Raw genomic sequence first — 12,622 nt, 5'->3', positions numbered from 1 at the left:
ACAGCCGAATTGATCTGGAGAACGCTCCTCAAAAATGGATCGTCACCTTTTTGTTATCGGCTCGCGGCGGGGAAGCTTGAATCAGAAGGCGGCTTGCGACGGGGCGAATTGCGGCGCGCGCGGTGTTCTTTCGCGCAGGCGTCGATTGTAAAAAGGGGCATGGACGAAGGCGTTTTTCTACGACTCGTTGACGCAAGAAAGCGAGGTCGCGGCGCCTGCTTGCTAAAGAGGAATAGCGCGCCCCGCATGGATTTCGGCGGGATTGGACCGGTTAATCGCGGTCCCGCGGCACGCGCTTTGCTAGTTGGGTGCTTTTACCGCCGCCTGCTACTTCCATGCGACAGACCTTCTCCAACGGAGCGCTCGGCTCCATGCGACAGGCGATGATCGAACGCGATCTCGCCCATATCGAACACGTTCTGCTGCGCTCGCATGCGAGTGCGCGCGAGAACTCGGCATTTCCACTCAGCTACTGGCACGATCGGCTGCGCCGTATCAAGGACGCCGGCCAGCTATGGGGCGTGCATCTTCGCAAGATCGACACCTTGCAGCGCATACTCAACGGCGCGTTGCCGCCGGGTTAACCCTGTCGTTAGCGGTTTATTCACGCGCGGTTTCAACCCGCGCGGCTCGCATGCATAGTCGCGCCTCGTGAACTGCCCTGGTTGCGCGAGTGCATACATTAATGTAGCAGCGAGTTCGTGAGGCTTTTGTCCACGATTTTCTCCACGATGCGCCAGCGCGTTCGCGTGACGGCGCGCGTTCAATGCGTCTGTCATGCTCGCGCTGACTGCGCCGCTTCTACTTCTTCGCTTCTACTTCTTCGCTTCTGCTTCTCAGCTTTTGCTTGTCCGCTTCTGCTTCTCCGCTTTTTACTTCTTCATTCCTCGCTCTCTTCTCCATTGTTCTCCGTCGCGCGCCGATGCGATTCGCCGCGCGAGCGCGCCGCTATCCGTCGAGTGTCGAAGATCCGTTCACGCGGCCTGCTTCTTGCGGCGTGACGGCAACGCATGCCGGAGCTCCGGCAGCGCGGCAGCGCAGTGCGCGCTTGTGCGCACAAACCACGGAGAGCAGACATGGAAACAGGAAAAGTGGAAGGCACGGTAAAGGAAATCGGCGGCAAGCTCGAGCAGACGGCGGGCGACATGCTCGGCGACACCGGCACGCAAATGGCCGGCACCGCGCGCGAGTTGAGCGGCAAGGCTCAACAGGTATGGGCCGATCTCACCGACGTCGTGCGCGAGACGACCACCGAGCGGCCGTTCACCGCACTCGCGATTGCGGTGGCGGCGGGCTTCATACTCGGCGCGCTGCGTTCGTCGACCGCACGCGATTACCGCGACGACAGGGATTACCGTTAGAAACGGTCGTAAGACACGGTTGGCACAGAGTCGATTGCATCGTTGCGATGAAGCGCTCGCCGCCCGGCACATCCGGCGGCGAGCGCGCGTGACGGCATTGCGGCGGGAGATACACGATGTCGATACATAGCAGAGTCAGCCAGTGGCGCAACGTGGCGCGCTTCTGTTCCAGTCGGGCAGTCGACTACGCCGAGCTTCTGGCGCTGGAGCTCGACGAGGCCAAAGCGCGGCTCGTACGCGAGGTCATCGCGATGGTCGTGCTGGCAGTCGCCGCCATGTTCACCCTCTCGTTTCTATGCGTGGCCATCATCGTCTCGGCGTGGAATACGCCGTACGTGGTTGCAGTCGCGTGGGGCGTCGCGGCGGCGTGGCTCCTCATCTCCATTGCGACCTTCGCGATGATGAAGACGCAAAAGCCCGCCGAGCCGTTGCACGTTCTGCGCGACGAAATGTCGAGCGACCTCGAAGCCCTGAAGGATGCCCTGAAATGAAACACGATCCGCTTCGGCATCAGCAACATCGCGTGATCATTCTCGAGCGCATGGCCATGTCGCGCGCGCAGTTGCTGTCCGCGAATCTCGCGCTGCGCACACCGTCGCGTCATCCAATCAAGGGCGGCTTGCCGGCCGTCAACGTCATGAGCTCGCTCGCCGACACGCCGTACGTGGCGCTCCTGCTCGCGGCCGGTGTCGCCGCGGCGCTGCTCGGACCGCGCAAGGCGATCGGAACGCTCGCGCGAACGAGCGTGATGGCATGGCTCACCAGGTCTGCGCGAAGCGTGTTTCAACACTAGCGCACCGTGCGGCGCTGCGATGTCCGCGCCGCGAATTTACACGCGCGATGTAGCAACTATCGCGTGACGCAGCGCGCGGCGCGTTTCATGCGCAATGTCGCAATGTTCGCAAGGCGCCCATGTGGGCAATGCAGCCGCGAGCCGATGAACCCTACAGTGTGGAGGACTTTATGAAGGCGCTTAGCTGGCATGGCAAGAAAGACATCCGGTGCGACACCGTGCCCGATCCGAAGATCGAACATCCGCGCGACGCGATCATCAAGGTGTCGAGTTGCGCGATATGCGGCTCCGATCTGCATCTGTACGACGGCTTCATGCCCGGCATGGAATCCGGCGACATCATGGGCCACGAATTCATGGGCGAGGTCGTCGAAGTCGGCAAGGAAAACACGGCGCTGAAGGTCGGCGACCGCATCGTCGTACCGTTCACGATCATTTGCGGCGAATGCGATCAGTGCCGGCGCGGCAACTTCTCGGTGTGCGAGCGCACGAACCGCAACAAGGACATCGCCGACAAGATGTTCGGCCACACCACAGCGGGCCTCTTCGGCTACACGCATCTGACGGGCGGTTATCCCGGCGGCCAGGCGGAGTTCGTGCGCGTGCCCTTCGCGGACAAAACGCACGTCAAGATTCCGGACGGCCTCACCGACGAGCAGGTGCTTTTTCTCGGCGACATCTTTCCGACCGGCTGGCAAGCGGCAGTGCAATGCGATATTGAACCGACGGACACCGTTGCGATCTGGGGCGCGGGTCCGGTCGGGCAAATGGCGATCCGCAGCGCCGTGCTGCTTGGCGCCAAACAGGTGATCGCGATCGACTGCGTGCCCGAGCGTCTTTCGATGGCGCGCGCGGGCGGCGCGGTCACGATCGACTTCAAGGCCGAGAGCGTGCTCGAGCGATTGAAGGAACTGACGGGCGGCAAGGGCCCAGAAAAATGTATCGACGCCGTCGGCATGGAATCGCACGCCACGCGCTCGCTCGACTCCATGTACGACCGCGCGAAGCAGGCCGTGATGCTCGAAACCGATCGACCGCATGTGCTGCGCGAAATGATCTACGTTTGCCGTCCTGCCGGCACGTTGTCGGTGCCCGGCGTGTACGGCGGGCTGCTCGACAAGATTCCGTTCGGTGCGTCGATGAACAAGGGCCTCACGTGGCGCATGGGACAAACGCACGTCAACCGCTGGACCGACGACCTGTTGCGGCGAATTCAGCAAGGCCAGATCGATCCGTCGTTCGTAATCACGCATACGGTCTCGCTCGATGAAGGCCCGCGCATGTACAAGACGTTTCGCGACAAGGAAGACGGCTGCATCAAGGTCGTGCTGAAGCCTTGATGTTCATGCCGTTGTTTTTCTATTGACCATGCAAAGCGTGCTGCACTTTTTGACTACCTGAGCCGCGTCGATCGATCGCGGCCCAACACACGAAGGTGATGCAAATGGATTCACGTAACGAGTCGAAGCAGGAGGGCGTTCGCGCGCTGAAGGAAAAGCTGCCGCAGCCGGATTCCGTCGCGCGCGGTCTGGCGTGGTTCAGCATTGCGCTGGGCATCGCGGAACTGGTTGCGCCGCGCATGATGGCGCGCGCCGCCGGTGTGAATGCGGGACCGGGGGCAGTGCGTTTCTATGGATTGCGCGAGCTTGCGTGCGGCGTCGGCATTCTTGCGTCGCGCAATCCGCGGCCGTTCTTGTGGGCGCGTGTCGGCGGCGATGCACTCGATCTCGGCACGCTGGCGCTGTCGTCGAACAAGTGGAGCGCGCGCGACCGGCAACGCGCGACCGTCGCGGCCGTCAACGTCGCATGCGTCACCGCGCTCGATGTGTATGCGGCGAAAAGCGCGGCCGCCGCGCCGCGTCTGCCTTCGGTCGACTACAGCGATCGCACGGGCTTTGCGAAGTCGGCGGAGGAAATGCGCGGCGCCGCGCTCGCGGACTTCGAAACGCCACGCGATATGCGCGCGCCCGATGCGCTGGCGCCGTACACGCGCAGCGGGCAGTCAGCGGCGCAGGCGAATGTTGGACGCACGGGTAGCGCGACGAACGGCGCATGAGTAAGTGAGTGCGGGAAGCGTACCGGCAGTGCGGCGGTACGCTTCGCCCGGCCGGCTGTCCGGCGGCGTGATGCTGGCCGCCTGACTCTATTTGTTGCTTACTGCCGCGCTAATTGCGGGCGTACTTTCGCCCGCAACCCAACGCAACCCAACGCAACTCGCGCGAATTCACGCGGACAAATCATCCTTACTGGTCGGATGCCCTTTCGCGCCGCCGGGTTCGAGATCCGGATCGACGTGATCGTGCTCGGGCGTGTACGGCCCTTCCGACGGATGATCCTTGTCCTTCGCAAGTAGCGTGGCGTCCATGCTTCCATGCGGACGCTGTTCGACTTTGCCGTCGGGATTCACTTTCACATCGCCATCGCCGAGTTCTTCACGCCGCTGGTCCGCGCGTTCGACGGGATCGGACGGTTCCTGATTCATCGCTTTCTCCTTTCGGTTGGGTTCACGCATTCGTCGATGCACATCGGGAATCGAGCAAACGCGATACCCGCGGCGCGCTCGCCGCAACGCATAGAAGAAAGGGTGCTGCACGCTAATTGCTCGGCGGCTAAAAGGCACTGCAACCGTGCACCGCAGGTCGCCGAAAACGAGCGGCAATTCATCCTTCACCTCACCGCGGGCGGCAACGCCTGCAAGGACGCTTCTTCATAACCATGACAGTCGACCAACGGCTTCGCAGCATGCGCAAGACCATGCGCGACATGTTCGGCATCGCGCGTTTGCGCACGGGGCAGGAGGACATCATCCGCAGCGTATTGCAACATCGCGACACGCTTGCGACGATGCCCACCGGCGCGGGCAAATCGCTGTGCTACCAGTTACCCGCGCTGCATCTTGAAGGCACGACGCTCGTCGTGTCGCCGCTGATCGCGTTGATGAAGGACCAGGCGGACAAGCTGCTCGCGGCCGGCATCGACTGCACGCTGGTGAACAGCACGTTGAAAAGCCGCGCCGAGCGCGAGGCGCTGCAACGCATTGCAGCGGGTGACAGCGGCATTGTGTTCGTGACGCCCGAGCGTCTCGCGCAGCCGGCGTTCATCGAGACGTTGCGTGCGCGCCCGGAAAATCGCGTCGGCCTCGTGGTCGTCGACGAGGCGCATTGCGTGTCGCATTGGGGACACGATTTCCGTCCCGCGTTTCTGGAGATCGCCGCGGCGGTGAAGGCGCTCGGGCAACCGCCCGTGCTCGCGTTGACCGCAACGGCGACGCAGCGCGTGATCGACGACATCGTGCATTCGCTCGCGCTGCGCGACCCGCTTGTGGTTCGCACTGGGACGTATCGCGAGAATTTGCATTATCGCGTCGTGCAGGTGAGCGCGGCAGGCGGCAAGGACGGCGCCGCGCGCGCGATGGCCGCGAAACGCGAGCAACTGTCGAAGCTGATCGGATCGCTCGGCGGCGCCGGCATCGTGTATGCGGCCACCGTGCGCGACGTCGACCGCATTCACGGCTGGCTGACGGAAGCCGGCGAATCGGTGTCGCGCTATCACGGCCGAATGTCGGCTGCCGCGCGCGAAGAGGCGCAGGAGCAGTTTATGTCGGGCGCGACCCGCTTGATGATCGCGACGAACGCGTTCGGCATGGGCATCGACAAAGCGGACATACGCTTCGTGATTCATTACCAGATACCTGGCAGCCTCGATGCCTACTATCAGGAGACAGGCCGCGCGGGCCGCGATGGCGAGCCCGCCGATTGCGTGCTGCTATTCGATCTGAACGACAAGCGCATCCAGCAGTTCTTTCTTGCGGGACGCTACCCGAGCGTCGAACTGGCGCAACGCGTGTATGACACGCTGGCGGCGCGTGTGGGCGAAGAACCGAAGGGTGTGACGCTCAAGGCGCTGAAGGATGCGTTGCCCGATGTCGGCGCAGGCAAGCTCGAAGTCGCGCTGAACATGCTGGTCGACGCACGCGTAGCCGGCCGCGACCGGCAGCGCCGTTATCGTCTGCGAACGCATGACGCGCACGAAGCCACGCGCGAATCGGCCCGTGAATCCACGCGTGACACCATCGCGAAAGCCGCGGCGCAATTCGAGCAGATGAGCGCGCATGACAGGGAAACGCTGCAGGCAATGATCGACTATGCGCAAACCGGCCAGTGCCGCTGGCGCGCAATCCTCGACTATTACGGCGATACGCCCGCCGTCGAGCGCTGCGGCGTGTGTGATAACTGCGTGCGTCCGCCGCAAATCGACGTCGCGCCCGACGCGATCGTTGCTGGCGCAACGTCAGCGGACAAGGAAGCGCCGCGTAAGAGAAGCGACCCAGTCAAACCGCGCGTCTGGGCGCCGGGCGATGCAGTACGCGTGCCGCGTTACGGCGCAGGCGAGGTCGCGCTCGCGAGCGGCGAACAGGTGGCCGTGCAGTTCCCCGACGGCAGCACGCGCACCTTTCTCGCGAGCTATGTGAGGGCCGGACGCTGAGCCGCGGGCGCGCTTGGCGCGCCCGCTTCTGAACCCGCTTCTGAACCCGCCTCCGAACTCGCCTGGATTCGCGCGCGGAAGTAACGCGCGGTGTGCTGCAGACCGTCGTCGAGCGAGGTTTGCGGTTGCCAGCCGAGCAACTCGCGCGCGCGCGAAATATCCGGCTGCCGATGCCACGGATCGTCGGTCGGCAACGGATGCAATTCGAGCGGCGAATTGGAGCCCGTGATCGCGACGATCCGTTGCGCGATCTCGCGCATGCTGACTTCGTGCGGATTGCCGAGATTGACCGGACCGCCTGGGTCGTCGGCGGAATTCATCAGGCGGATAAACGCGTCGATCATGTCGTCCACGTAACAGAACGAACGCGTTTGCGAGCCGTCGCCATAGAGCGTGATCGGCTCGCCGCGCAGCGCCTGCATCATGAAGTTCGACACCACACGGCCATCGGCGGGATGCATGCGCGGCCCATACGTATTGAAGATTCGCGCGATGCGGATCGACAGGCCATGCTGGCGCCGGTAGTCCATGAAAAGCGTTTCGGCGCAGCGCTTGCCTTCGTCGTAGCACGAGCGCGGGCCGATCGGATTTACATGGCCCCAGTAGTCTTCTTTCTGCGGATGCACGAGGGCATCGCCATACACTTCGCTCGTCGACGCCTGAAAAATCCTCGCCTTCACGCGCTTCGCGAGGCCGAGCATGTTGATCGCGCCGTGCACGCTCGTCTTGGTTGTTTGCACCGGATCGTGCTGATAATGAATCGGCGATGCGGGACACGCGAGGTTGTAGATCTGGTCGACTTCGACATAAAGCGGAAATGTCACGTCGTGACGCATCAGCTCGAAGTTCGGGCAGTCCAGCAGATGCGCGATGTTGTCCTTCGTGCCGGTGTAGAAGTTATCCACGCACAGCACGTCATGGCCCTGCGTCACGAGCCGCTCGCACAGGTGCGAGCCGAGAAAGCCGGCGCCGCCTGTGACGAGAATCCGCTTGCGGGTAAGTTCTTTCATGTTGCGTCGTCCTTATGATGATTCGGCGAAAGTGTCAAGACGCGCCGCTCATGCGGTAACGTGCAGCAACGCTTCGTGCCAGTCCTGCGCGAAACGGTCTATGTGGAAGCGCTCGAGCGCGGTGCGCCGCGCGCCTTCGCCCAGACGCCGTGCTTCCGCCGGGTCGCGCAGCAACTCGTGCATCGCGTCTTCGAGCGCATTCACATCCGTATGCACGAAGCCGTTTTCGCCGTTGCGAATCACCGTCGCGAGTTCGGTGGTCGCGAGGCCGATGATCGGCATGCCGATCGTCATTGCCTCGACAATCGCGAGACCGAGGCTCGTCCAGCGAATCGGATTGAAGAAGAAGCGATAGCGCGCGCTGAACGCGGCGAGATCCAGATTGCCGACTTCGCCGATACCATCCAGCCGCTCGGCATCCATGCCGACGAGATCGAGCGGCACACGCGTGCGCAGATCGGCGAACACGTCGGCGCCAAGCCGCCTTCCGCGCTGCGCCAGATGATTGACGACGACAATGCCGCGTTCGAGTTCGCCGCTGTAGCGCACGCCTTCCGGCACCACCACGCCGTGTTCGATCACGCGCGTCGGGGTCACGCCGCAATCCCACATCAGCCGGTTGAAGTGGGTGACGTGGACCAGCAGCGTGTCCGGGTCGTCCACCCAATGCCATTGCTGGAACGGGTTTTCCTGCGGCGGATCGTGCTCGATATAGACGCGCGGCAGGCGCCGTTGCGCCTCGCTCAACACATGCTCGCGGTCGTATTCCCAGTGCGTTTTGTGCTGATACAGGATCACGTCGAATTCCTGATCGGGCACGTCGTCCGCATTGATTTCGTGGACGTTGTCGCCCCACGGCAGCACGCCGACCTTGCCTGCATAGCCGGGCGGATGGCCCGGCTTCGTGACCAGATAGAAGTCGTGCGGCGCCTGAGTCAGGTAGTACAGATAGTTGCCGTGGACGTGCCATGTCAGCACACGCAGACGGCGGCAGTTACGCAGCATGATGCAACTCCTCGAAGGGCCCGCTTCCGGTCTGTGTATGCAACGCGTACGGACCGGCGGGACGGGCGCCGTGAACCTCGGCCAGTTGCGCGCGTGCCGTCTCGACCACGCGCTCGACGCCGATATTCAGCGCGCAAGGATGGCCGTACGGGCACTCGCGGAACATGCACGGACGGCACGGCGGATAGTCGGCGAGCACGCGATGCCGCGCGTGGTCGAGCGGCGCCCAGCGCCGTGTGTCGCTGCCCGATGCAATCACCACCGACGCGGTCGCCACAGCCGCGGCGATATGCGAAATGCCCGTGTCGTTGCAGACCACGAGCCGCGCATGCGCGACGAGCGCCGCCAATCCGCCGAGCGACGTCGCGCCGGCCAGGTGCAACGCGGGCGCGGTCATGGCGCCGAGCACCGCGCCGGTGAGCGACGCTTCAGCCGCGGTTCCCGTGATCGCGATTTGCCAGCCGTCGGCGGCGAGGCGGTCCGCGACTTCGGCGAAACGCGCAGCGGGCCAGCGGCGCGAGGGCAATTGCGCACCAGGATGAACGAGCACGAGACGCTGTGCTTCGATACCGTGTGCGGCGACGAGCGACGCATATTCGTCGCCATCGCGATCGCTCAGCGGAAACGACAAGTGCCGCTCGGTGGTGTCGGCGCCAAGCGCGCTCATCAACGCAAGATAGCGCTCGGGCTCCGGCAAATCGTCGGGCCAGCCGATGAACACGCCATCGCGCGGCGGCTCGTCCGGCTGCACGAAGCCTGCATAAGCGCGCGCGCCGAACTGAAGCAGCAGATCGTTCGCAATGCCGCCGCTGCCGTGCAACTGGATCGCGAGATCGAAACGTTGCGCGCGCATCCGTTCATAAAACGCGGGCAGGCCGTCGTTCGATTCGCGCTGCTCGGGAAAGCCTTCGGCGCCCGGAAAAACGATCAGCTCATCGACCAGATCCGCGTAACGTTCGACAAACGATTGCGCCCACGGCAGACCGATCAGCGCGATATGCGCGTGCGGCGCAGCCGCGCGCAGCGCCCGCAAAGCCGGCACCGCGCAGAGCATGTCGCCGAGTTGCAGCGCACGAAAAACGGCGATGCGCCGCGGTGCGAGTGACGCGATGAACGGGCCTGCATTCATAGAAAGAGCACCTTGTAACGTACGGCGCCGTAAAGCCGCCAGTAGATCGAAAGGAACGGAATCGGAATCGACGTCCACGCCATTTCGGCGATGTGCCGCAAACCGCGGTCCCGTCCGCGCAGGCGTATCGCGCAGAAGTAGGCCGTCAGCGCGAGCCATGCGACAAAGCCGAGCGTCATGGTGGTCGTGTCTCCGAGCACGACGCCGATCAGCGCGGCCAATGCGGCGCACAGAATCAGGTAATAGAGAAAAGGAGGCGACGAGCGAATCCGCGCCTTGAACAGTTCGGGGTGCTTCTTGTACAGCAGCGCGTCGAACTGGCTTTTCTTTTGCTGCGAAATGCTGACTCCCCAACGCGCCGGCCGCACGGGATGCACGACGACCGCCTCGTTCGCGCGCACGATCTTGCCGCCCGCTTGCAGCAGCGCGAACTGCAGGTCGGAGTCCTCGCGCCACGCTGATGTAAACCGTTCGTCGAAGCCGCCCGTCATCGTCAGAAAGCTCCGGGCGACGAATACATTGGCGGTTGCGAATTCGGCGCGTTCGAGTCCGCTTGCATCAGCTTCGTAGTCGGTCGGCACGGCGGGCAGCGGCACGACGATTCTGCCCGCGGCGGCCGCCGCGCCCTGGCGAATCGCCGTGAGCCCTTCTTGCAGCCAGTGCGGATCGGGCAGCGTGTCGTCGTCGGTGAAGGCGATCACCGGCGAGCGCGCCTGCTGCCAGCCCGCATTGCGCGCGCCGGCCGGACCTTGCGTGCGAGTGACCGGCACATAGCGCACCGTGAGCCCGCGCTTCGCCTGCTCGGCCGCAATGTGAGCGACGCAGGCGCGCGTCGCTTCGTCGGGGCCGTCGTCGCAGACCACGATTTCATAGCGGTCGACAGGAAAGTCCTGCTCGGTCAACGCGCGAAGGCACGCCGCCAGCATGTCGGGCCGCCGGTAAGTCGGCACCACCACGGACACATCGAGGTGCGCGAGCAGCGCACCCGGATAGCCCGCGGCGATCGGCTCCGCCTCGTCATGCGAACGACTGAAGCCGCCTGTTACGTCCATCGGTCCCGTAGCGGATGGACTCATGCGCTATCCCTCGCTTTCTCGACGAGAAACGGGCCGATCACGAGCGCGTCGAGCGGCGAGGTCCAGAACGATTCGACCGCGTCGCGCGGCGAATTCACCATCGGCTCACCGCGCGTATTGAACGACGTGTTGACGAGAATCGGCACGCCGGTGCGTTGGTTGAATGCGGCGAGCAGATCGTAATAGAGCGGATGCTGCGAACGGTTCACGGTCTGCACGCGCGCGGTGCCGTCGACATGGCGCACGGCCGGAATGCGCGCGGCCTTGTCGGCGTGCACGTCGAACACGAACAGCATGAACGGCGCGACCTTGCCGTTCACGAACCATTCGCTTGCATGCTCTTCCATGACGACCGGCGCGACTGGCCGAAAGTCCTCGCGGTCCTTGATCTCGTTGAGCTTCGCCTGCATGTGCGGATCGACGGGCGACGCGAGAATCGACCGTGCGCCGAGCGCGCGCGGACCGAATTCCGTGCGGCCCTGATACCAGCCGATCACCTTGCCGCTCGCGAGCAGGTCGGCGGTTTCGCCGGCAATGTCGTCAAGCCGCCGATAGGGAACCTTCGACCATTTCAGGAACTGTTCGATTTCCTCTTCCGGATACTCGGGGCCGAGGTACGCATGGTCCATCGTCCAGTGACGCTTGCGGTCGCCGCGCTCGCTGCGTTCGCGATAGTCGATCCACAGCGCCGCGCCGAGCGCGGTGCCCGCATCGCCCGCGGCGGGTTGCACCCATACGTCGTCGAACGGGCCAGCGTCGCGCAGCTTCGAATTCATCACGCAGTTCAGCGCCACGCCGCCCGCCATGCTGAGCTTGCTCAAGCCAGTCTTCTCATGCAGCCAGCCGGCGAGTTGCAGCACGGTTTCCTCGAGCACGCGCTGCAACGAATGCGCGATGTCGAAGTGGCGCTGCTCAAGCGGGCCGCCGCGTTCGCGCGCCGGTCCAAAGCGCTTGACGAGGCGCGGCGCGTCGACCGTATAGCTGCCGTCGCCGCGATAGCGCACGATGTCGCGGAACACATCGACATATTCCGGCTTGCCGTACGACGCGAGCGCCATCACCTTGTACTCGTCCGACGAATGCAGAAAGCCGAGCCAGTCGGTCACGGCTTCATAGAGCAGGCCGAGCGAGTGCGGCAACTCGACCTGTTTCAACCGCGTATATTCGCCGTCGACGAATTGGCCCATGCTGGTCGTCACGCCTTCGCCGCGGCCGTCCATCGTGAGCACGGCGGTGTCGTCGTAAGGCGCCGCGAGAAACGCGCTCGCTTCGTGTGCGAGGTGATGCTCGACAAAATGCCACTTGAAGCCGTTGTTGCGGTCCACGCCCTGAAAACGCTTGCGCAGATGATGCGGCGCACCGTCGAGCAACTGACCTTTGGCGTTCGCGATATAGCTGAGAAAGAGCGGGTCCCACGGCGATGCGGACGGGTCCGTGAGGCGCGTGTTGGCCGGATCGAAGGGCAGTTCGATGGTCGCGCCCGGCTGCTTCGGCATGCCGCCGAACAGGCTCGGGTCGTACGAATACGCAACGTGATCGACGTCGGCAAGCGTGATGCCGGCGGCTTTCAGGCAGTAGTCGATGGCATCGAAGGGCAGTTGCCAGGTCGAGAACGGCACGGGACGCTTCGCATGTTTGACGTGCGTGAAGCGTTCGTCTTCGGCGGCGGCGAGCACCACGCCGTCACGCAGGATGGCTGCGGCGCTGTCGTGATAGACGGCATTGATTCCGAGTGTATACATGGGCGTTCGCAGTAGAAGTGG

The 12,622-nt window shown here is 63.9% G+C and carries 13 protein-coding genes; 7 read left to right on the top strand and 6 right to left on the bottom strand.

What is annotated here, in order from left to right; all coding sequences use genetic code 11:
- Positions 1-371 precede the first annotated feature (371 nt).
- The 6 genes from C8K18_RS19250 to C8K18_RS19225 all read left to right on the top strand — a co-directional run bounded on the left by C8K18_RS19250 (position 372) and on the right by C8K18_RS19225 (position 4,210).
- Complete coding sequence (locus C8K18_RS19250; RefSeq protein ID WP_006049330.1) at positions 372-584, top strand: hypothetical protein; 213 nt, start codon at positions 372-374, stop codon at positions 582-584.
- A gap of 492 nt (positions 585-1,076) precedes the next feature.
- On the top strand, positions 1,077-1,361 hold the full coding sequence (locus C8K18_RS19245) for a CsbD family protein (RefSeq protein ID WP_006049331.1): 285 nt from the start codon (positions 1,077-1,079) through the stop codon (positions 1,359-1,361).
- Positions 1,362-1,477: 116 nt separating this feature from the next.
- Positions 1,478-1,852: a phage holin family protein gene (locus tag C8K18_RS19240; RefSeq protein ID WP_006049332.1), complete on the top strand. Its 375-nt coding sequence runs from the start codon at positions 1,478-1,480 to the stop codon at positions 1,850-1,852.
- Positions 1,849-2,154 carry a hypothetical protein gene (locus C8K18_RS19235; RefSeq protein ID WP_006049333.1) on the top strand — a complete coding sequence of 102 codons (306 nt, stop codon included), beginning with the start codon at positions 1,849-1,851 and terminating at the stop codon, positions 2,152-2,154. Before C8K18_RS19240 ends, C8K18_RS19235 begins: the two co-directional genes overlap by 4 nt.
- Before the next feature lie 170 nt (positions 2,155-2,324).
- Positions 2,325-3,494, top strand: a complete 1,170-nt coding sequence (locus tag C8K18_RS19230) for a zinc-dependent alcohol dehydrogenase (RefSeq protein WP_006049334.1) — start codon at positions 2,325-2,327, stop codon at positions 3,492-3,494.
- A gap of 104 nt (positions 3,495-3,598) precedes the next feature.
- Positions 3,599-4,210 carry a hypothetical protein gene (locus C8K18_RS19225; protein WP_006049335.1) on the top strand — a complete coding sequence of 204 codons (612 nt, stop codon included), beginning with the start codon at positions 3,599-3,601 and terminating at the stop codon, positions 4,208-4,210.
- A 168-nt stretch (positions 4,211-4,378) separates the two neighbouring features.
- Here the strand turns inward: C8K18_RS19225 and C8K18_RS19220 are convergent, their stop codons facing one another.
- Positions 4,379-4,636, bottom strand: a complete 258-nt coding sequence (locus tag C8K18_RS19220; RefSeq protein WP_029966284.1) for a hypothetical protein — start codon at positions 4,634-4,636, stop codon at positions 4,379-4,381.
- A gap of 233 nt (positions 4,637-4,869) precedes the next feature.
- On the opposite strand from C8K18_RS19220, the gene C8K18_RS19215 reads away from it, so the two are divergent.
- Complete coding sequence (locus C8K18_RS19215) at positions 4,870-6,639, top strand: ATP-dependent DNA helicase RecQ (RefSeq protein WP_107708879.1); 1,770 nt, start codon at positions 4,870-4,872, stop codon at positions 6,637-6,639.
- Here C8K18_RS19215 and C8K18_RS19210 read toward each other — a convergent pair.
- The 5 genes from C8K18_RS19210 to C8K18_RS19190 are packed head-to-tail and all read right to left on the bottom strand — an operon-like array spanning position 6,618 to position 12,601.
- Positions 6,618-7,649: a UDP-glucuronic acid decarboxylase family protein gene (locus C8K18_RS19210; RefSeq protein WP_107708877.1), complete on the bottom strand. Its 1,032-nt coding sequence runs from the start codon at positions 7,647-7,649 to the stop codon at positions 6,618-6,620. The genes C8K18_RS19215 and C8K18_RS19210 overlap by 22 nt on opposite strands.
- A 48-nt stretch (positions 7,650-7,697) precedes the next feature.
- Entirely contained in the window at positions 7,698-8,654 is a 957-nt protein-coding gene (locus C8K18_RS19205; RefSeq protein ID WP_029966280.1) for a glycosyltransferase family 4 protein, read from the bottom strand.
- Complete coding sequence (locus C8K18_RS19200; protein WP_107708875.1) at positions 8,644-9,783, bottom strand: glycosyltransferase family 9 protein; 1,140 nt, start codon at positions 9,781-9,783, stop codon at positions 8,644-8,646. The genes C8K18_RS19205 and C8K18_RS19200 overlap by 11 nt, the downstream gene beginning before the upstream one ends.
- Positions 9,780-10,859, bottom strand: coding sequence for a glycosyltransferase family 2 protein (locus tag C8K18_RS19195; RefSeq protein WP_107708873.1), 1,080 nt, complete (start codon positions 10,857-10,859; stop codon positions 9,780-9,782). Before C8K18_RS19195 ends, C8K18_RS19200 begins: the two co-directional genes overlap by 4 nt.
- The gene (locus tag C8K18_RS19190; RefSeq protein ID WP_006049342.1) at positions 10,856-12,601 is read right to left on the bottom strand and encodes a carbamoyltransferase C-terminal domain-containing protein; all 1,746 of its coding nucleotides are present in this window, start codon (positions 12,599-12,601) and stop codon (positions 10,856-10,858) included. Before C8K18_RS19190 ends, C8K18_RS19195 begins: the two co-directional genes overlap by 4 nt.
- Positions 12,602-12,622 lie beyond the last annotated feature (21 nt).

Origin of the sequence: Paraburkholderia sp. GV068 (assembly GCF_003058125.1) — a bacterium.
In the GTDB taxonomy this organism is placed as follows: domain Bacteria; phylum Pseudomonadota; class Gammaproteobacteria; order Burkholderiales; family Burkholderiaceae; genus Paraburkholderia; species Paraburkholderia graminis.
Note: the sequence above shows the minus strand (reverse complement) of the source record. Positions and strands in the feature narration are given on the sequence as shown.

Bases quoted from the DNA above. Each gene is read 5' to 3' on its own strand.
- C8K18_RS19250 (WP_006049330.1), top strand. From the start codon at position 372: ATGCGACAGGCGATGATCGAACGCGATCTCGCCCATATCGAACACGTT.
- C8K18_RS19245 (WP_006049331.1), top strand. From the start codon at position 1,077: ATGGAAACAGGAAAAGTGGAAGGCACGGTAAAGGAAATCGGCGGCAAG.
- C8K18_RS19240 (WP_006049332.1), top strand. From the start codon at position 1,478: ATGTCGATACATAGCAGAGTCAGCCAGTGGCGCAACGTGGCGCGCTTC.
- C8K18_RS19235 (WP_006049333.1), top strand. From the start codon at position 1,849: ATGAAACACGATCCGCTTCGGCATCAGCAACATCGCGTGATCATTCTC.
- C8K18_RS19230 (WP_006049334.1), top strand. From the start codon at position 2,325: ATGAAGGCGCTTAGCTGGCATGGCAAGAAAGACATCCGGTGCGACACC.
- C8K18_RS19225 (WP_006049335.1), top strand. From the start codon at position 3,599: ATGGATTCACGTAACGAGTCGAAGCAGGAGGGCGTTCGCGCGCTGAAG.
- C8K18_RS19220 (WP_029966284.1), bottom strand. From the start codon at position 4,636: ATGAATCAGGAACCGTCCGATCCCGTCGAACGCGCGGACCAGCGGCGT.
- C8K18_RS19215 (WP_107708879.1), top strand. From the start codon at position 4,870: ATGACAGTCGACCAACGGCTTCGCAGCATGCGCAAGACCATGCGCGAC.
- C8K18_RS19210 (WP_107708877.1), bottom strand. From the start codon at position 7,649: ATGAAAGAACTTACCCGCAAGCGGATTCTCGTCACAGGCGGCGCCGGC.
- C8K18_RS19205 (WP_029966280.1), bottom strand. From the start codon at position 8,654: ATGCTGCGTAACTGCCGCCGTCTGCGTGTGCTGACATGGCACGTCCAC.
- C8K18_RS19200 (WP_107708875.1), bottom strand. From the start codon at position 9,783: ATGAATGCAGGCCCGTTCATCGCGTCACTCGCACCGCGGCGCATCGCC.
- C8K18_RS19195 (WP_107708873.1), bottom strand. From the start codon at position 10,859: ATGAGTCCATCCGCTACGGGACCGATGGACGTAACAGGCGGCTTCAGT.
- C8K18_RS19190 (WP_006049342.1), bottom strand. From the start codon at position 12,601: ATGTATACACTCGGAATCAATGCCGTCTATCACGACAGCGCCGCAGCC.